General features: G+C 63.0%; 18 protein-coding genes, 1 tRNA gene and 1 pseudogene. 16 read left to right on the top strand and 4 right to left on the bottom strand.

Going from position 1 to position 17,488, the window contains the following annotated elements:
* Window positions 1–47: 47 nt before the first annotated feature.
* Window positions 48–629 (bottom strand): dCTP deaminase, encoded by a 582-nt coding sequence (dcd, locus tag ADIAG_RS07615; protein WP_007270762.1) that lies wholly within the window; start codon window positions 627–629, stop codon window positions 48–50.
* A gap of 177 nt (window positions 630–806) precedes the next feature.
* Between dcd and ADIAG_RS20085 the strand changes: the two genes are divergently transcribed.
* Both ADIAG_RS20085 and ADIAG_RS07605 read left to right on the top strand, forming a co-directional pair.
* Window positions 807–1,640, top strand: coding sequence for a M15 family metallopeptidase (locus ADIAG_RS20085; protein ID WP_007270761.1), 834 nt, complete (start codon window positions 807–809; stop codon window positions 1,638–1,640).
* Window positions 1,641–1,775: 135 nt separating this feature from the next.
* On the top strand, window positions 1,776–3,056 hold the full coding sequence (locus ADIAG_RS07605; RefSeq protein WP_007270760.1) for an Nramp family divalent metal transporter: 1,281 nt from the start codon (window positions 1,776–1,778) through the stop codon (window positions 3,054–3,056).
* 104 nt (window positions 3,057–3,160) lie between these two features.
* Here the strand turns inward: ADIAG_RS07605 and ADIAG_RS07600 are convergent, their stop codons facing one another.
* Entirely contained in the window at window positions 3,161–4,867 is a 1,707-nt protein-coding gene (locus tag ADIAG_RS07600) for a fumarate hydratase (protein ID WP_007270759.1), read from the bottom strand.
* A 110-nt stretch (window positions 4,868–4,977) separates the two neighbouring features.
* Here ADIAG_RS07600 and ADIAG_RS20080 point away from each other — a divergent pair, with 110 nt between their 5' ends.
* From ADIAG_RS20080 to ADIAG_RS07535, 14 genes and pseudogenes are all read left to right on the top strand, one after another.
* Window positions 4,978–5,469 (top strand): SseB family protein, encoded by a 492-nt coding sequence (locus tag ADIAG_RS20080; protein ID WP_007270758.1) that lies wholly within the window; start codon window positions 4,978–4,980, stop codon window positions 5,467–5,469.
* Between the two features lie 75 nt (window positions 5,470–5,544).
* Complete coding sequence (locus ADIAG_RS07590) at window positions 5,545–6,027, top strand: cation:proton antiporter regulatory subunit (protein ID WP_007270757.1); 483 nt, start codon at window positions 5,545–5,547, stop codon at window positions 6,025–6,027.
* 11 nt (window positions 6,028–6,038) lie between these two features.
* Window positions 6,039–7,226 carry a cation:proton antiporter gene (locus tag ADIAG_RS07585; protein WP_007270756.1) on the top strand — a complete coding sequence of 396 codons (1,188 nt, stop codon included), beginning with the start codon at window positions 6,039–6,041 and terminating at the stop codon, window positions 7,224–7,226.
* An 88-nt stretch (window positions 7,227–7,314) separates the two neighbouring features.
* Window positions 7,315–7,385, top strand: a tRNA-Gly gene (locus ADIAG_RS07580).
* Between the two features lie 98 nt (window positions 7,386–7,483).
* Window positions 7,484–8,410, top strand: coding sequence for an AEC family transporter (locus ADIAG_RS07575; protein WP_007270755.1), 927 nt, complete (start codon window positions 7,484–7,486; stop codon window positions 8,408–8,410).
* Between the two features lie 206 nt (window positions 8,411–8,616).
* Window positions 8,617–9,000, top strand: a complete 384-nt coding sequence (locus tag ADIAG_RS07570) for a hypothetical protein (protein WP_007270754.1) — start codon at window positions 8,617–8,619, stop codon at window positions 8,998–9,000.
* Window positions 8,997–9,518: an RES domain-containing protein gene (locus ADIAG_RS07565; protein WP_007270753.1), complete on the top strand. Its 522-nt coding sequence runs from the start codon at window positions 8,997–8,999 to the stop codon at window positions 9,516–9,518. Before ADIAG_RS07570 ends, ADIAG_RS07565 begins: the two co-directional genes overlap by 4 nt.
* Window positions 9,519–9,525: 7 nt before the next feature.
* Window positions 9,526–9,759, top strand: a complete 234-nt coding sequence (locus ADIAG_RS07560; RefSeq protein WP_043474063.1) for a hypothetical protein — start codon at window positions 9,526–9,528, stop codon at window positions 9,757–9,759.
* Window positions 9,760–9,780: 21 nt separating this feature from the next.
* A pseudogene (locus tag ADIAG_RS22085) lies at window positions 9,781–9,903 on the top strand (AEC family transporter); the annotation flags it as partial.
* Window positions 9,904–10,111: 208 nt separating this feature from the next.
* On the top strand, window positions 10,112–10,933 hold the full coding sequence (locus ADIAG_RS07555) for an amino acid ABC transporter substrate-binding protein (protein WP_007270751.1): 822 nt from the start codon (window positions 10,112–10,114) through the stop codon (window positions 10,931–10,933).
* 66 nt (window positions 10,934–10,999) lie between these two features.
* A complete protein-coding gene (locus ADIAG_RS07550; RefSeq protein WP_007270750.1) occupies window positions 11,000–11,665 on the top strand; it encodes an amino acid ABC transporter permease in 666 nt (221 codons plus the stop codon).
* Window positions 11,652–12,434 (top strand): amino acid ABC transporter ATP-binding protein, encoded by a 783-nt coding sequence (locus ADIAG_RS07545; RefSeq protein WP_007270749.1) that lies wholly within the window; start codon window positions 11,652–11,654, stop codon window positions 12,432–12,434. Before ADIAG_RS07550 ends, ADIAG_RS07545 begins: the two co-directional genes overlap by 14 nt.
* Before the next feature lie 210 nt (window positions 12,435–12,644).
* Entirely contained in the window at window positions 12,645–14,351 is a 1,707-nt protein-coding gene (locus ADIAG_RS07540; protein WP_007270748.1) for a helicase HerA-like domain-containing protein, read from the top strand.
* A 47-nt stretch (window positions 14,352–14,398) separates the two neighbouring features.
* Window positions 14,399–15,394 (top strand): hypothetical protein, encoded by a 996-nt coding sequence (locus ADIAG_RS07535; protein WP_007270747.1) that lies wholly within the window; start codon window positions 14,399–14,401, stop codon window positions 15,392–15,394.
* Between the two features lie 109 nt (window positions 15,395–15,503).
* On the opposite strand, the gene ADIAG_RS07530 is transcribed toward ADIAG_RS07535, so the two are convergent.
* Both ADIAG_RS07530 and ADIAG_RS07525 read right to left on the bottom strand, forming a co-directional pair.
* Complete coding sequence (locus ADIAG_RS07530; RefSeq protein WP_007270746.1) at window positions 15,504–16,778, bottom strand: MFS transporter; 1,275 nt, start codon at window positions 16,776–16,778, stop codon at window positions 15,504–15,506.
* A 5-nt stretch (window positions 16,779–16,783) separates the two neighbouring features.
* Entirely contained in the window at window positions 16,784–17,263 is a 480-nt protein-coding gene (locus tag ADIAG_RS07525) for a MarR family winged helix-turn-helix transcriptional regulator (RefSeq protein WP_007270745.1), read from the bottom strand.
* Window positions 17,264–17,488 lie beyond the last annotated feature (225 nt).

The raw sequence follows: 17,488 nt of genomic DNA, 5'->3' as shown, positions 1-17,488 counted from the left end.
TGGGTCGGGGCCCGGTGTCCCGGGCTCCGAGGTACGACTTTTCGCGCCTAATTTTCCAAGGTGGTGCGGTGGAAGTTCAGGTGGCTGCGCGATGCCGTGGGGCCGCGCTGGCCCTGGTATCGGTTGCCGTAGGGTCCGGAGCCGTAGGGGTGCTCGGACGGGGAGGAAAGCTTGAAGAAGCACAGCTGCCCGATCTTGGAGCCGGGCCACAGCTTGATCGGCAAGGTGGCCATGTTGGAAAGCTCCAGGGTCACGTGCCCGGAAAAACCTGGGTCGATGAACCCGGCCGTGGAGTGCGTCAGCAGCCCCAGGCGACCCAAGGAGCTCTTGCCTTCTAAACGGGCGGCGATGTCGGTGGGCAGGGTGACGGTCTCATAGGTAGAGCCCAGTACAAATTCTCCCGGGTGCAGGATGAAAGGCTCGGCAGGATCGACCTCCACCAGGCGGGTCAGCTCCGGCTGGTCCGCGGCCGGGTCGATGTGGGCGTACTTGTGGTTGTCGAAGAGTCGGAAGAACCGGTCAAGCCTCACATCCACGGAAGCCGGTTGGATCATTTCCGGGTCGTAGGGATCGAGCTTAATACGTTCGGAGGCCAGCTCGCGTCGAATATCACCATCAGAAATCAGCACAGTATCCAAAATATCTTATGGGGCCCGTGGTTCGGGCATTGGTGACCAACCAATGCTGCGCGGCGGACCCGCCGGTTGCTGCAGGTGGCGGCAATACCGGGCACCCAGGAGGAGCGATCGGCATCAGAGCGGTTATCCTGAGAGGGCTTCATCCAGCTTCATCACCGAAGGGACATCGTGTCTTTGTTTCGTGCCGGCATTCCTGCACTGCTCCTAGGCGTCAGCCTGGTGCTGGGCACTCCGTATGCCGCCCAGGCCGTCGCGGCGGAACCCGCAGCGGCAACTGTGCGTGCCGAAAAGCAGCCGAAGGGTCCCACCACCAAGGAGCTGACCAAAGACCAGTCTTCCTACCTCGCCTTGGTCAGCCGGGACCATCCGCTGGATCCGGCCGATTACAAGCCCAAGGATCTGCGCGTTGTCGCCGGCAGCGGGCACCAGTTGCGTGCGGACGCAGCAACGGCACTGGAATCGTTGCTGAAAACCGCTGGCACACAATCACATTCCCTGAAGGTGCTCAGCGCCTACCGTTCCTACTCCCGCCAGCTCTCCCTCTTCAAAGGCTACAAGGCTCGTTACGGCACCGATTACGCCATGCGCCTCTCGGCTCCTGCCGGAACCAGCGAACACCAGATCGGATTGGCAGCGGACATTGGCCTGTCCAGTGGTTCCTGCGACCTCAAGGCCTGCTTCGGGGAAACTGCGGGAGGCAAGTGGCTGGCGGCTCATGCGGCCGACTTCGGTTTCATCATCCGCTACCCCGCCGACGGCGAAGAAGTCACAGGCTACAAATACGAGCCCTGGCATCTTCGCTACATCGGCGTGGATCAGGCCAAGGCCATGACCGCCGCGAAGGCGGGGACCTTCGAGGTCTTCCACGCGGCCCTGGTCAAGACCTCAAAGGTCAAACCGCTCACGGAAGCTGAAATCAAGAAGCAACGCGAGTCACTGTTGGTGCTGCGCTTCCTGCCGCCCTACCGCGACTGGTCGATCGGCTACGACTTCGCACGATAGGCAGCACCCCGCTGCTCGGGGCAGGCTCCCGGAGCGTTGCCTCGGGGTACTCAGGGTTCTCGAGGGCCGAGATATTGGGTTCCCCACACGTCACAAACTGTTTTAGACATGCCTAAAACAAGATAGGGTTTAGGCATGGCTAAAAATTCGTCCGACGCCGGTGTTGCCGTCGGGACCACTACGACCTCTGGCATCAACCCGCCTCCCGCCCGCCGCCTGCTGTGGCTGCTCGGCCCGGCACTGGTGGCCGGGGTCGCCTATCTGGATCCGGGCAACGTCGCCGCCAATATGAGCGCGGGCGCGCAATACGGCTACCTGCTGGTGTGGGTCGTTGTCAGCGGCAACATCATGGCCTGGCTGGTGCAGTATCTCTCGGCCAAACTCGGAGTGGTAACCGGCAAATCGCTTCCAGAGATACTGCGCGACCGTTTCGGCAGCAAGGCGGGGCGGATCGCCTACTGGATCCAGGCAGAGGCGGTGGCCATGGCCACCGACGTTGCCGAAGTCATTGGCGGCGCAGTGGCACTCTACCTGCTGTTCGATTTGCCGCTATTGGCCGGTGGATTGATCACCGGCATCATCTCCATGGGACTACTGCTCATCCAGTCTCGCCGCGGGCCCTGGGTGTTTGAACGAATCGTGATCGGCCTGCTGTTGGTCATTGCCGTCGGCTTCTGTGCCGGTGTCGTCATCGCACCTCCCGAGGCCGCAGGTCTGGCAGGCGGTCTGGTGCCTCGCTTCGCGGACACCAACTCGGTGCTGCTGGCAGTCTCCATCCTGGGGGCCACGATCATGCCGCACGCCATTTATGCCCACTCTTCGCTGGCCCGGGATCGCTTCGGTTCGACCCCGCACCGCCAATCCATCCCCCGATTGCTCAAGGCCACCCGCTGGGATGTTTCCCTGGCCATGATCATCGCCGGGTCGGTGAACGTCGCCATGCTGTTGCTGGCCGCGGTCAACTTGGCCGGGGTCGAGGGCACCGAATCTTTGGAAGGGGCGCACGCCGCGCTCGAGTCCGCACTGGGCCCGGTGATCGCCACGCTCTTTGCCGTGGGATTGCTGGCCTCCGGGCTCGCATCCACCGCGGTGGGCGCCTACGCCGGTGCGGAGATCATGGCGGGGCTGCTTCACCGACGTATTTCGCTGCTGGTCCGGCGCCTGCTCACCCTCGCACCAGCCATGGTGCTGCTGGGCTCGGGCGTTGACCCGACCTTCGCGCTGATCATCTCCCAGGTGGCATTGTCCTTCGGCATCCCCTTCGCGCTGATTCCGTTGGTGAACCTCACGGCCCGCAAATCGGTCATGGGCATCCACGCCAACCGCTGGTTCACTACCGGGGCAGGGATCCTGGTCTCGGTCCTGCTCATTGCCCTGAACGTCGTGCTGATCGTGCTCACCCTCCAGGGAGGCTGAGCCGCCGGCCGATGGGCGTTAACGCACCGAGGGGTGCAGATGGCCTCAGCCATCTGCACCCCTCGGTGCGAATCGATCCCGTTGAGGGGATCACCCGAACAACGCTACTTGGCGCGCACCGGGATCCCGGTGAAGGTCGGCTTGGAGGTCTCGGCGAAGAAGTCGTTGCCCTTGTTGTCCACCACGATGAACGCCGGGAAGTCTTCGACCTCGATCTTCCAGATCGCTTCCATGCCCAGCTCTTCGTATTCGAGGACCTCGACCTTCTTGATGCAGTCCAGGGCCAAACGTGCTGCCGGGCCACCGATGGAGCCCAGGTAGAACCCTCCGTGGCTGTTGCAGGCGTCGGTGACGGCCTTGGAGCGGTTGCCCTTGGCCAGCATCACCATGGAGCCACCGGCCGCCTGGAACTGGTCCACATAGGAATCCATGCGTCCGGCGGTGGTCGGGCCGAAGGACCCCGAGGCCATGCCTTCGGGAGTCTTGGCCGGGCCCGCATAGTACACCGGGTGGTCCTTGAGGTACTGCGGCATCTGCTCGCCGGCGTCCAGTCGTTCCTTGATCTTGGAGTGCGCGATGTCGCGGGCCACCACCAGCGGGCCGGACAGTGACAGGCGGGTCTTGACCGGGTGCTTGTCCAGTTCGGCCAGGATCTGCTCCATCGGCTGGTTCAGATCAATCTTGACCACCGAGGAGCCGCCGGTGCCGGTGACCCCGTCGGTGTCGCCATCGTGGGCGGCGATCGCCGGGTGCGACTCGTCGGGCATGAAGCGTGCCGGATCGGTTTCCAGCTGCTCCACAAACACGCCCTCGGCGGTGATCTTGGCCAGCATCTGCCGGTCGGCCGAACAGGAGACGGCGATGGCCACCGGCAACGAGGCGCCGTGGCGTGGCAGGCGCACTACGCGCACGTCGTGGCAGAAGTATTTGCCGCCGAACTGGGCGCCGATGCCGAAGTTGCGGGTCAGCTCAAGGACCTTTTCCTCCAGGTCGATGTCGCGGAAGCCGCGGCCGGTCATGGCGCCGGTGGTGGGCAGGTTATCCAGGTATTTGGCCGAACCGTATTTGGCGGTCTTCAGCGCGAATTCGGCGCTGGTTCCGCCGATGACGATGGAGAGGTGGTACGGCGGGCACGCCGCGGTGCCCAGGGAGCGCAGCTTCTCATCGAGGAAGCGCAGCATCGAGTTCTCGTTCAGGATGGCCTTGGTTTCCTGGTATAGGAACGACTTGTTGGCCGATCCGCCGCCCTTGGCCATGAACAGGAACTTGTACTGGCTCTCGTGCCCTTCTTCGGTGTCGGCGTAGAGCTCGATCTGGGCCGGCAGGTTATTGCCCGTGGATTTTTCTTCCCACGTGGTCAACGGGGCCAGCTGCGAATAACGCAGGTTCAGCGTGGTGTAGGCGTCGTAGATGCCCTTGGACAGGGCCTTCTCGTCCGTGCCGGCGGTCAGCACGTGCTGACCGCGCTTGCCCATGACGATCGCGGTTCCGGTGTCCTGGCACATGGGCAGGATGCCACCGGCGGCGATGTTGGCGTTCTTGAGCAGGTCAAGGGCCACGAACTTATCGTTCGGGCTGGCTTCCTCATCGTCGAGGATATTGCGCAGCTGCTGCAAGTGCGCCGGGCGCAGGTAGTGGGAGATGTCGTGAAGCGCCGTGGTGGCCAGCAATTCGAGGGCCTCGGGGTCCACTTCGAGGAAGGTTCTGCCGCCGGGACCTTCGAGCGTGCGAACACCCTCGGTGGAAATCTGGCGGTAGCTGGTCTCGTCCGCCCCAATGGGCAGCAAGTCTTCGTACTGGAATTCGGGCATGAGGCTTCCTCGCAAAAGATTCAAAAGGTATCCCCCTAGTTTAGGACGCCTGGTCCTCCAACCGGACATCGGGTTGCGCCAGCTACCGCAATATAGACATGCTTGGGTGCATGAGCGAAGACAACGAAGCAGCAAAGACCAGCCAGAGCGCCGACAAGAGCCAGACCGGGGCGGGCCCCGAGCCCATCACCACCAGCAACGAACCCGCCACCCATTTCGAGATGATGATCCGCGCCGCGCAGAACGACCCTGCGCTCAACGGCCAGGTCATCGGCTCCCTGATGAACTCCGAGGTGTACTTCCTCAGCCGCGAGGAGGTCTCCGGGGAAACCACCAACGCCCAGCCGATGTTGTTGCAGAATGCCGCCGGAGAACCGGTGATCGCCTTGTTCACCCACGTGGCCCGGATTCCCGGCGCCTACATCGATGTGGCCCCCTATGGTGTGCAGGTTCTGGGCGGGACAGTGGTCCGTTCCCTGGTTGACACCGGTCTGGTCATCAACCCGGGCCACGAGCTGTGCCTGGAGATCGATGCGGCAGGCGTCCAGCGGATCCGCGATGAATTCAACCTCGACGGTTCCCTGAAAAAACCCACGGAGTAGACCCTCACACCGCCGGGGACCACCCGGTGGCCCAGATCACGTTCCTTTGACTCCCGCGCGGTTTAGAGTGGGAACATGAACTTCGAAGATACCTCGCTGCCCGGGCTCGGGGTCCGCCGCGAGATCACCCTCGCGTCCGGCCGCCGGGTGGGTGTGGTGATCCTTCGTGACGGAACGATGCAGCTGATCATTTCCCAGCGTGAGGACCCCGATGCCTGTGCCGCGGCTATTCCGTTGAGCACCGAGGAGGCGGGTTCCCTCGGTGCCATGCTCGGTGCCCCGCAGCTGGTCACCCAGCTGTCGGACCAGCACCGCGACCTGCCCGGGGTCAACACCCAGCAATTCGTGCTGAGCCATGAAAGCCCTTACGTCGGCCAGACCTTGGGCGACACTCACCTGCGCACCCGCACCGGTGTCTCGGTCGTCGCCATTTCCCGCAGTGGCAGGGTCTTCCCCTCCCCCGCCCCGGGGTTCGAACTCAACGCCGGGGACGTACTGGTCATCGTCGGAACCTCTGCAGGGCTTGAAAACGCAGCGCACCTGATCAACGACGGCTAGGGGCAGCGGACATGGATGGCACCGCGCTGATCCTCGTCGAGCTCGGCGCGGTTTTTCTGGGCCTTGGATTGCTCGGCCGCCTGGCGGCCAGGATCGGCATGTCTCCGGTCCCCCTGTATCTACTCGGCGGCTTGCTCTTTGGCAGCGGCGGCGTCATCAATCTGGCCGGCATCAGCGAATTTGGCGAAATCGCCAGCGAGATCGGTGTGATCCTGCTGCTGTTGATGCTGGGTCTTGAATACACCGCACGCGAGCTGGTCACCGGGCTGAAGAGTTCTTGGTTGGCCGGAGTCGTGGACCTGGTCCTGAATTTCACCCCCGGAGCCGCACTGGCGGTGATCATGGGGTGGGGATTTCCCGGGGCCCTGGTCTTAGGCGGAGTCACCTATGTGTCGTCCTCCGGCATCATCGCCAAGGTGCTCTCGGATCTGGGCCGGCTGGGCAACCGGGAGACCCCGGTAGTGCTCTCCATCCTGGTGCTCGAGGACCTGGCCATGGCCGTGTACCTGCCGGTGCTCACCGCCACCCTGGCCGGGCTCAGTTTCTTGGGCGGGTTGCGGGCGGTGGCGATCGCTCTGGCCACCATCACCCTGGTGCTGCTGGCCGCCTTACGCTACGGCCCGCAGATCTCCCGGCTGATCCATTCCTCGGACCGGGAGAATTTCCTGCTCAAACTCATCGGGGCGGCACTGCTGGTGGCGGGGCTGGCCTCGGCGTTGCAGGTCTCGGCGGCGGTGGGCGCTTTCCTGCTTGGCATCGCGATTTCCGGGTCGACGGCGCATTCGGCGACGAAGGTCCTGGAGCCCCTGCGGGACCTTTTTGCCGCGATGTTCTTTGTGGTCTTTGGGCTGAACACCGATCCGACGATCATTCCCGCGGTGCTGCCAATGGCCATCTTGTTGGCCATCGTCACCTCGTTGACGAAGATCGGCACCGGCGCGTGGGCCGCTAAACGTGCGGGCATCGGGGTCCCGGGCCGGGTCCGTGCCGGGTTGGCGTTGATCGCTCGCGGCGAATTCTCGATTGTCATTGCCGGTCTGGCCGTGGCCTCGGGGGCGATCACCGGCGAATTGGCGGCGCTCTGCACCGCCTATGTGCTGCTGCTCGCGGTGCTGGGGCCGATCGCCGCACGCCTGGCCGAGCCGTTGACGCGGCCGTTTTTGCCCAAGGCCCAGCCGTCCCCGGATACTGCTTTTTGACGCGCCGACTTCGCCGATTAGGTTGTGGGGCCCCACTTTGGGATATGCTGTTTTCTGCCCGGGACGCCATTAGGCTTCTCGGAGCTTTGCGGGCGTAGCTCAATGGTAGAGCGCCAGCTTCCCAAGCTGGACACGCGGGTTCGATTCCCGTCGCCCGCTCGTTAGGAATCGGGACCCGGCCACTGGCCGGGTCCCGATTCGCTTGGCGCAGCATGCGGTGTGTCATTGCCACCGCTCGAAGAGAACCTAGGATACCCATGAGCGGAGTACTCTCAGGTTTTGCCGTTATCTGGACCGTCATCGCCGTGGGTTATTTTGTCGGGCGGACCGGCGTGCTCGGCGAGCATGCGCGCTATGTGCTCAACCGGCTCACGTTCTTCGTGGCGAGCCCCGCACTGTTGTTCACCACGCTGGCGGATTCCGATCCCTCAGCCGTGCTGGGGCCCTTCCTGGGTGTGGCAGCTGCATCCTCCGTGGCAACGGCCGTCGTCTTCATTTTGATCACTCGTTGGTGGTTGCGGCGCGATCTGACCGAATCCACCATTGGTGCGATGAGTGCCTCCACGGTGAACTCCGCCAACCTTGGTCTACCCATAGCGTTGTACGTCTTGGGCGACATGGCCCATGCCGCCCCGGTGATCCTGTGGCAGCTGGCCCTGTATTCGCCGGTGTGCCTGGCCATCCTTGATTCCAGCACCTCGAGGCACCGCACCACCGTGATCTCCATGCTGGTGCAGACCTTGAAGAACCCGATGATCGTCGGCTCTCTTGCGGGATTGGTGTGCGCCCTGTTTGATCTCCACCTCCCCCAGCCATTGGCCGACCCCGTCGAGCTCATTGCCGGGGCTTCGATTCCTGCGATGTTAATCGCCTTCGGGATCTCTTTGGTCGGTTCCAAGCCGTTGGAGGTCGCTGGCGGGCGCCGGGCTGACACGCTGGTGGCCACGGCCATGAAGCTGGTCTTCCAGCCGGTTGTTGCCTGGGTGCTGGCTCTCTGGGTGTTCGGTCTGGAGTCGGACGCGGTGTTTGCCGCGGTGATCATGGCGGCGCTACCCACGGCCCAAAATATCTTTGTCACCGCCTCGCGGTACGAGCGCGGCATCGTCCTGGCCAAGGACACTGTCCTGCTCACCACCATCGTTGCCGTCCCGGCCATGATGGTGGTCCCACTACTGCTCGCCTGATTATCCGAAGAGCACTTGGGAAACGGCTGTTCAGGCCATCAACGCTGCGGAGTTCCGCCAAACCCAGTCCAGTCAGCAGCCCGGTTTCGATGATCGTTCCCGATATTTTCGATCCCCGCTCTAGCGTTTTTGTGTGGTTTTTGTGTAGATTTCACCGTGCCTCACGGGTAGAATGAACTTACGTGAACCACCAAGGGAGGCCAACCATGTCCATCGACGCAGTCGTGGGATCCGCAGCGGTCCGCACCAATGAACTCGGCATCCGGGAAATCGTACGCCGACTCAACGCTGGACTGGGACCGACCCTAGTCGCCGGACTGGCCGGCAGCAAGGACCGCCGAATCTCCCACAAATGGGCCAAGGAAGACGGCCCGGAGCCCAACCAGGCGGCAGTCCGACGCCTCATGGCAGCAATCCGCCTGTGGACCGAGCTGTCCGAGGCACACGGGGAACACGTGGCACGGCTGTGGTTCATCGGCTCCAACCCCTGGCTTGATGAGGACTCCCCCGTGGAGGCCATCATGGAAGATCGGTACAAGGAGACCCGGGCAGCGGCCAACGCCATGCTCACCGGAGGATTCTCGGGTTGAGCACGCGCATCTGCCAAAAGACCGGACTTGCCCTCGTGCAAGGTCCGGTCGCCGGCTACCGGATTGCCAACGCCACCTACGGGGCACTGAACCCCGAGAAACGCCACGACGATGGCCTTCGGGATGACTGGAGTCGCTGGGACACACCGGGACGCACCGTCTACATTGCCGACACCCTCGAAACGGCCTTTCGCGAATGCTTGGCCTGGACGCGCATGGTTCCGAGCCACCAGAAGAAACTGAGCCGACTCGCCGCGCTTTGGGACATGGACCCGGACGATGTCATGCGCGAGGTGGCGGCCGATTTCGAGAAGCTCGGCCACATGCAACCCGGACATCTCCCGTTCTCCTGGAGGGATTCCCGCCTGATTCATGGCGTCCAGGTTCCCGAATCCTCCGGGCCATGGGTCGATATGGAAGACCAAGCCACGCTGGATGCCCTGTCCCTGCGGGCATCGGCCGGAATCAAGGCGATCACCGGGCGCGAAGAAATCGACAGGCACGGCATACTCCAATGATCGCGATGTGACCACGCGCATCGCGCAGTGGCTGCGCGGAGTGGTGCTGGATGACGGCACCGAACTCGCTGGTGTCCGGTTCAGGTCCAGGGTCGGCAACGGCATCTGCTGGGCCTATTGGATGAGGCGGACTGATCTGGGGCTAACGGAAGCTGCACGGGCGGACGCTGGAAGGGAAATCCGCAACCCGGAGCCCGATATGGCCGCAGTTACCAAGGCATGGGGAATCCACTCCTGGTAGGACTCACTCGAAGAGGCGGTCCAGAACATCGTTGTCACCGCCTCGCGGTACGAGCGCGGCATCGTGCTGGCCACGGACACTGTCCTGCTCACCACCATCGTTGCCGTCCCGGCCATGATGGTGGTCCCACTACTGCTCGCCTGAGCCCGCATTACACCCGGGAACCACAATTCCCGGCAACGGCAGGTGGTGGCGTAGCACTTCGCAACAGGGGGCTTCTGTGGTTCCTCGCTCCGTGTTAGCGTCGCATGAAGGTTCAACCTGCCACAGCCATGTCCCGACCGTTTACCGGTGGGCATCGGGTGTTAGATGTGGCGGCTGAACACCAGTGACCGAAAGGACCCCTTTTCCCATGAAGCGTCGACTCCTCGCCCTCGCCACCACGGCGCTCTTCGCCCTGACTGTCACCGCCTGCGGCAGTTCCGCCGAACCCTCCGGGACCAGTGACACGGCATCACCCGCCGCCGGGCTGACGCTCAAGTCCGTCCAAGACGCAGGTGTCCTGAATTTCGGAACCGAGGGCACCTACAAGCCATTTTCCTTCCATGAGGGTGGTGCGGGAGATCTGACCGGATTCGATGTGGAGGTCGCCAAGGCCGTGGCCGGAAAGCTCGGCGTCGAGGCGCACTTCGAGGAAACCCAATGGGATGCGATATTTGCAGCCCTCGAGGCCGGACGCGTTGACGTGATCGCCAACCAGGTCACCATCAACCCGGACCGAGAAGCCAAGTACGAGTTCTCTGCCCCCTACACCGTCAGCCAGGGCGTCGTGGTGACCAATGCGGATGACACCGCGATCTCCTCCTTCGCCGACCTGAAGGGCAAGACCACCGCCCAGTCACTGACCAGCAACTGGTACGACCTGGCCAAAGAATCGGGCGCCACCGTCGAAGCGGTCGAGGGTTGGGCCCAAGCCATCACGCTGCTCAAGCAGGGCCGCGTCGATGCAACCATCAATGACAAGCTCACCTACCTGGACTCGCAGCAGGCCAACCCCGATGACGGAATCAAGATCGCCGCGGAGACCGATGACTCTTCACACAGTGCTCTGGCCTTCCGCCAGGGTAGCGACGACCTGGTGAAGGCCGTCGATGAGGCACTGGAAGAGCTCTCGACGGACGGCACGCTGGCGAAGATCTCGCAGCAGTACTTCGGCGCGGACGTCACCAAGTAGTTCCCGGCACTCCCGCGGGCGGCACCGCGCCGCCCACAGTTGCACCTCGGCGAAGGAGTCGACTCGATGGACATTGATTGGCAGTTGTTTAGCGATTCGCTGTGGCCCATTGTGCGCGGCGGACTGCTGGGGACCATACCGCTGGCCCTGGCCAGCTTTACCATCGGCCTAGCCATCGCCCTGGTGATGGCGTTGATGCGGCTCAGCGCCAACCGGTTCGTTTCCTTCCTGGCCAGGGCGTACATCTCGGTGATCCGCGGAACCCCGCTATTGGTCCAGCTCTTTGTGATCTTCTACGGCCTGCCCACCCTCGGGGTGACCCTGAGCCCATGGCCCAGCGCCATCATCGCGTTCTCACTGAACGTCGGCGGCTACGCGGCCGAGGTCATCAGGGCAGCGATCCTCTCGGTGCCCAAGGGCCAATGGGAGGCCGGGTACACCATCGGCATGTCGCGGCTCACCACCCTGCGCCGGCTGATCCTGCCGCAGGCGGCACGGGTCTCGGTCCCCCCGCTATCCAACACCTTCATCTCGCTGGTCAAGGACACCTCACTGGCCTCGTTGATCCTGGTCACCGAGCTGTTCCGCAAGGCCATGGAAATCACCGCCTACAGCTATGAATTCCTACTCATCTATGTCGAGGCCGCCCTGGTCTACTGGGTGTTCTGCCTGGTCCTCTCCGCAGGTCAGACCCGATTGGAAAGAAGGCTTGACCGTTATGTCGCCCACTGATTCCGCCGGCCAGGGGCCCGCGCTTCTAACCGCAAGCAACCTCCAGAAAAGCTTCGGCGACCACCAAGTCCTCAAATCCATCGACCTGCAGATCGGCAAGGGACAGGTCCTGGCGCTGATCGGCCCCTCCGGCTCCGGCAAGACCACGGTGCTGCGCTGCCTGAACGGCCTGGAAATCCCGGACGGCGGTTCGGTCTGCTTCGATACGGGACCAAGCGTGGAGTTCACCGCGGGCACCACGCAAAAGCAGGCGCAGGTGCTGCGCACCCGCAGCGCCATGGTGTTCCAGAACTACAACCTCTTCCCGCACATGACGGTGCTCGAAAACGTGATCGAGGGTCCCATCCAGGTCCAACGGCGCAAACGTTCCGAGGCGGTCGCCGAGGCCACCGCCCTGCTGGCGCGGGTCGGGCTGGAGCAAAAGCACGACCAGTACCCGCACCAACTCTCGGGTGGCCAACAGCAGCGGGTCGGCATCGTGAGGGCACTGGCACTCAAACCCTCGTTGCTGCTCTTTGACGAGCCGACATCCGCCTTGGACCCGGAACTGGTCGGCGATGTGCTCAAGGTGATCAAGGAACTCGCGGACGAGGGGTGGACCATGATGTTGGTGACCCACGAGCTGGCTTTTGCCCGTGAGGTCGCCGACGAGGTCGTATTCATGGACGAGGGCGTGGTCATCGAGCGCGGGCATCCGGAGGTGGTGCTGCGCAACCCGCAGAACGAGCGCACCAAGCAGTTTGTGCACCGTCTACTCAACCCTTTCTAAAACGCTGCCCGGGTTCCTCTACGGATTCTTCACGAGAGTGTGTTGACGCTTCTGTCTGCCCACGTCCTACCAGCAGCCGTTCCGGGATGGATCAGTTTTTGAACCCCTATGGTCGACGAAGTGAGGTTCCGTCCTGTGTGACCGGGCGGACACAGAATTTAATTGCCCGCCTCACCACCACGGGCTTGTTGCAGACCGTAGGCTATGGATATGGCCAAGATGACTACAGAAGAACACGTCCAGTCCATTCGCGAGGGCTACTCCTTTGACGGTTTGGCGGTGCATCTGGGCGCCGCCTTGGTCGATGGCCAGGTTCATCATGCGCAGGTTCGCCTGCCCCTGCGCATGATGAACCGGCACGGGCTGGTGGCCGGCGCCACCGGAACCGGCAAGACCATCACGCTGCAGTTGATGGCCGAACAGCTCTCCGGGCACGGGGTTCCGGTGTTCTTGGCCGATATCAAGGGCGACCTCACCGGACTTTCTACCCCTGGAACACCCACGGAAAAGCTCTCGGCGCGGACCGCATCCGTGGGCATGGACTGGCAGGCCAAGACCTTTCCGGTGGAGTATTACTCGCTGGGCGGGGACGGCCAAGGCATCCCGATCCGAGCGACAGTATCCTCCTTCGGTCCGCTGCTGCTCTCCCGGATCATGGATCTGAATGAGACGCAGGAATCCTGTCTGCAGCTGATTTTTCACTACGCTGACACCAAGAACCTTGAACTTCACGATCTCAAGGACTTACGCGCTGTCATCCAATATCTGACCAGTGACGAGGGCAAGAGCGAGCTGGAGGGTCTGGGCGGAGTATCCAAGGCCACCGCCGGGGTGATCCTGCGCGAGTTGGTGACCTTGCAAGCCCAAGGTCTGGAGGCGTTTTTTGGCGAACCGGAGTTCGACACCGCCGAGCTGCTGCGTCAGGCACCCGATGGCCGCGGGATCCTCAGCGTGCTGGAGCTTCCCACGCTGATGCAAAAACCGCTGCTCTTTTCCACGTTCATGATCTGGCTGCTGGCTGACCTCTTTTCTGAGCTTCCCGAGGTCGGGGATGCGGAGAAACCCAAGCTGGTGTTCTTCCTCGACGAGGCCCACCTGCTATTCAACGGCGCGTCCAAGGCCTTCCTGTCCTCGATTACGTCCACGGTCCGGTTGATCCGTTCCAAGGGGGTCGGGGTGTTCTTTGTAACCCAGACACCCAAGGACGTTCCCGGTGAGGTGCTCGGGCAACTAGCCAACCGTGTCCAGCACGCGCTGCGTGCCTTCACCCCCGATGACGCCAAGGCCCTGAAGGCAACCATTTCCACGTTCCCCACCAGCAACTACGATCTGGATGCGGCGTTGACGCAGGCCGGCACCGGAGAAGCAGTGGTCACCGTCATGAACGAGAAGGGCGCACCCACCCCGGTGGCGTGGACCCGGATGTGGAGCCCCGAATCAACAATGGGCCCCTCGAAACCGGAAGTAGTTTCAGGGATCATCGGTTCCTCGGCGCTGATGCAGGTCTATGGGACGGCCACCGACCGTGAATCCGCCTATGAGAAGTTGAACGCTGCTGCTGGCACTGCGGTGCCAGACCAGGTTCCCACCGGTGGTTCGGTTGCCGCACGAGTCCCGGGCCCGGGCCAGTCGCAGGCCGACATCGACGCCGCTGCCCGGCAAATCGAGGAGTCCATTCTGGGCCGCCCGTCATCCATCCCCCACTCGGCCCCCGGGCCCGGGGCAAACGACTACGCCATGCCCGAATCGACGGTGGCAACAAAAAAGGCTCCTGGGCGCGCACCCAGTGCCCCGACTTCTGACCCCAAACCCGATAATCCAATGCTTGACATGGCCATGCAGGCAGCCAACATGATCGGAAGCGAATTACTGCGCGGCATGTTCGGCACCAAACGGCGTCGACGTCGGCGTCGTTAGGGCGGGCTTGCACCGGCCAGCTCATTTTCCCGGTAACCTTGGAAACAATGAGTGAACGTCTATTTCCCACAAGGGTCGCTGCCATTTGGGCGGCGGCCCTTGTGGTGCTGGCCGTCATGGCCTTTGCTGCCATCACGCTGGTGAACCATAAGGTCTTTGGCCCTGCGCAACAGGTCAAGGAGCTGCAAGGACACCTCTCGAAAGGCGAGGGGGCCGCGGCTTTGGGCCTGCTGAACGCCAAGGTTCCCAAGGGCAACGCTTTGCTGCTGGATGGCGAGGGGTTGAAAGCGTCCATGGCCGATGTCCAGGACTTCACCCTCGACAAACCCGAAGTAGTCCCCGGCAACGAAGACTTAGCGACCGTCACGGCCCACTACTCCATCCACGGGGTGGAGCAGCACACCGATTACAACTTGCACCGCACCGGCACCCAGTGGCTGTTCTTTGATCAGTGGGAATTTATCCCCACCACGCTTCCCACCGTGGCGATCTTCGCGAACACCACCAATGAAGTGGTCGTGAATTCGCTTCCGGCACCGCTGGTGAAGGGCAAGACGAACGTTCCGGTTTTTGTGCCCGCCGTGATTGACACCAGCTTCGCCACCACGAATTTCAGTGCCGACTCGCGCGGACTGGCCGTCACCGCGTTCACCAAGGATCCCGCTGAGGTGAAGCTGCGTACGCAGCCCACCAAGAAGCTGCTGGACGAAGTCAACAAGGAAATCGCCGCCTACCTGGATTCCTGCACCGAACAGCAGGTCCTGATGCCCTCCGGTTGCCCGATGAGCTACTCGACCACGGCCCGGGTTCGCTCGGACTCCATCCACTGGAGTGTCCTGGACTATCCGTCGCCAAAGATCGTTTCTTTTGACGGTTCCTGGGCCCTGCGCCCGCTGAAGGTCAAGGTCCGGCTCGAGCTCACCGAACAGGACCTGCGCACCGGCAGGTACACCGAGCAGACCGTTGATGAGAGCTTCGGGTTCACCGCCGTATTGAAGGCCAGCACCACCAAGGTCAGCGTCACCCCGGTGTCCAGCGAATAGGTTTTCGCGCCCTTCTGGTGCCCTGCGCCCAGGCTTGCGGCCCTCGGCAAGTAGTACTTTAAGACACCAGTGGCCACTGGTATTTCAGTGCGAATCCGCCCCTATCGGGTTATTTGGCCATGACCGGGGCCAGCGAACGGCTCCCAGCCCCGCGCCTGCCCACTTCACGCGATGATCCCGGCTTCGGGGTACGGCGGCCCTTGCGCAGCACCACGATCACCGCGATCAGACCCGCAACCAGCGAGATCAAGGCACCACTGCCCACCGACCAACGGGCACCGAACTCGGTGCCCAGCCATCCCACCAGCGGGGCACCCAAGGGTGTTCCGCCCTGGACCACCATCACGTACAAACCCAGGACTCGTCCGCGGTAGGCGGGGGCAACCGAAAGCTGGATCATGGTGTTGGCGCTGTTCAGGAAGGTCAGGGAGGCCAGTCCCACGGGGACCATCATCACCGCGTACCAGAAGAAGGTCGGCATGAAGCAGGCGATCAGTGCCGCGACCCCGAATCCGACGGCGCCGCCCAGCAGGTAGCGCATCCGAGGCTTCCCCCGACGGGCAGCCAACAACGCCCCGGCCAGGGTTCCGATGGCCATGATGGTTCCCAAAAGACCGAATTCCCCGGCACCCACGTGGAAGATATCGGTGGCCATCATCGCGTTGGTGAGCTGGAAGTTCAGCCCAAAGGTGGCCACCACGAAGGCCAGGGCAAAGATCAGCAGCAGGTCCGGCCGGTTCAGCACGTAGGCGACACCCTCGCGGATCTGACCTTTCTGCCGGACCACCAGGGTGGTGGGTTGGAATTTCTCGCTACGCATCTTAGCCAGCGAGAGGATCACCGCACCGAAGCTTGCCGCGTTGATGAGGAAGGCAGGTCCGGTCCCGAACCAAGCAATCAGCAGCCCTGCCACACCTGGTCCGGCCAAGCGGGCGAGGTTGAACGAGGCACTGTTCAGTGCCACGGCGTTGGGCAGGTCGCTGGTCGGGACCAGTTCGGCGACAAACGCCTGACGTGCCGGTGCATCGAAGGCACTGGCCACGCCCAGGCCGAAGGCCAAGACGTATACGTGCCACAGCTCGGCGGTGCCGGTGGCCACCAGCACGCCCAAGATCGTGGCGAAGAGGCCCATCGCGCTCTGCGTGATTAGCAGCAGCTTGCGTTTGTTCATGCGGTCCGCGAGCACTCCGGCGAAGGGTCCCAGAAACAGGATGGGCACAAATTGCAGACCGGTGGTGATGCCGGTGGCGGTTCCGGAGTGGTCGGTCAGGATGGTGAGGACCAACCAGTCCTGGGCCACGCGCTGCATCCAGGTGCCAATGTTGGAGACCAGGGCGCCGGCGGTCCACAGCCGATAGTTCTGGTTTTTCAGGGCGCTAAACATCTTGCTCACTTGGCGCTCATTTCCTGCAACAGGGCCGCGGCCCGTGCAAGGGTGGCGCGGTCCTTGGCATCAAGCTTTTCCAGGCCCAAGGCTAGCCACGCGGTGCGTTGACTGCGGGCCTGCTGGTAAGCTTCCAGACCTTCGGGAGTCAGGGCGATCAGCACTTGCCGGGCGTCCGCTTCGCTGATGGTGCGGGTGACAAATTCGGCTTCCAGCAAGGACTTCACGATGCGGGTCATGGACGGTGCGGTGATCTGTTCGCCGGCCGCCAGCTCGCCAATGGTGTGCTGCTTGTTCCGCAGGCCCGCCAGCACGGAATACTGTGCGGCGGTGAGTGTATCGGAACTTGATTCCAGGCGCAGGCGGCGCGAGGTTTTCATCACGGCCACGCGGAGTTCGGCGGCCAGGTCCCCGGTGTTGGTGGCGTTGCAGACGCGCGTCGGGGTTATTCTTACGGGGTTCAGGACTTTGGTTGTTGCATTCATGTGGTCCGGGCGGGCCCGGGATTCTCCTTCAGTGCGCCGGCGCGGCGGCGTCTGGGGTTTCGACCTCAATAATCTCTTAGCATTGCTAACGATACTCTGAACGGTATTTTCTTGCCATGATGCCGCTCACCATCGCTCCCCTTGATACGGGTGAGATGCCTAACGTCGCCTCGCGCGCGTGCGCGCGAGGCCCTTCCCCCGGGCAAAGAACAGGCCCGCTCCCCC

It is taken from the genome of Paeniglutamicibacter gangotriensis Lz1y, from assembly GCF_000348945.1.
GTDB lineage: Bacteria > Actinomycetota > Actinomycetes > Actinomycetales > Micrococcaceae > Paeniglutamicibacter > Paeniglutamicibacter gangotriensis.
The sequence above is the reverse complement of the archived record's forward strand: the minus strand, read 5'-3'. Positions and strand labels throughout refer to the sequence as shown.

What these genes read in the sequence shown, in the direction of transcription:
- ADIAG_RS07605 (WP_007270760.1), top strand. Translation starts at nt 1,776, where the DNA reads ATGGCTAAAAATTCGTCCGACGCCGGTGTTGCCGTCGGGACCACTACG.
- ADIAG_RS07600 (WP_007270759.1), bottom strand. Translation starts at nt 4,867, where the DNA reads ATGCCCGAATTCCAGTACGAAGACTTGCTGCCCATTGGGGCGGACGAG.
- ADIAG_RS20080 (WP_007270758.1), top strand. Translation starts at nt 4,978, where the DNA reads ATGAGCGAAGACAACGAAGCAGCAAAGACCAGCCAGAGCGCCGACAAG.
- ADIAG_RS07590 (WP_007270757.1), top strand. Translation starts at nt 5,545, where the DNA reads ATGAACTTCGAAGATACCTCGCTGCCCGGGCTCGGGGTCCGCCGCGAG.
- ADIAG_RS07585 (WP_007270756.1), top strand. Translation starts at nt 6,039, where the DNA reads ATGGATGGCACCGCGCTGATCCTCGTCGAGCTCGGCGCGGTTTTTCTG.
- ADIAG_RS07575 (WP_007270755.1), top strand. Translation starts at nt 7,484, where the DNA reads ATGAGCGGAGTACTCTCAGGTTTTGCCGTTATCTGGACCGTCATCGCC.
- ADIAG_RS07570 (WP_007270754.1), top strand. Translation starts at nt 8,617, where the DNA reads ATGTCCATCGACGCAGTCGTGGGATCCGCAGCGGTCCGCACCAATGAA.
- ADIAG_RS07555 (WP_007270751.1), top strand. Translation starts at nt 10,112, where the DNA reads ATGAAGCGTCGACTCCTCGCCCTCGCCACCACGGCGCTCTTCGCCCTG.
- ADIAG_RS07550 (WP_007270750.1), top strand. Translation starts at nt 11,000, where the DNA reads ATGGACATTGATTGGCAGTTGTTTAGCGATTCGCTGTGGCCCATTGTG.
- ADIAG_RS07545 (WP_007270749.1), top strand. Translation starts at nt 11,652, where the DNA reads ATGTCGCCCACTGATTCCGCCGGCCAGGGGCCCGCGCTTCTAACCGCA.
- ADIAG_RS07540 (WP_007270748.1), top strand. Translation starts at nt 12,645, where the DNA reads ATGGCCAAGATGACTACAGAAGAACACGTCCAGTCCATTCGCGAGGGC.
- ADIAG_RS07535 (WP_007270747.1), top strand. Translation starts at nt 14,399, where the DNA reads ATGAGTGAACGTCTATTTCCCACAAGGGTCGCTGCCATTTGGGCGGCG.
- ADIAG_RS07530 (WP_007270746.1), bottom strand. Translation starts at nt 16,778, where the DNA reads ATGTTTAGCGCCCTGAAAAACCAGAACTATCGGCTGTGGACCGCCGGC.
- ADIAG_RS07525 (WP_007270745.1), bottom strand. Translation starts at nt 17,263, where the DNA reads ATGAATGCAACAACCAAAGTCCTGAACCCCGTAAGAATAACCCCGACG.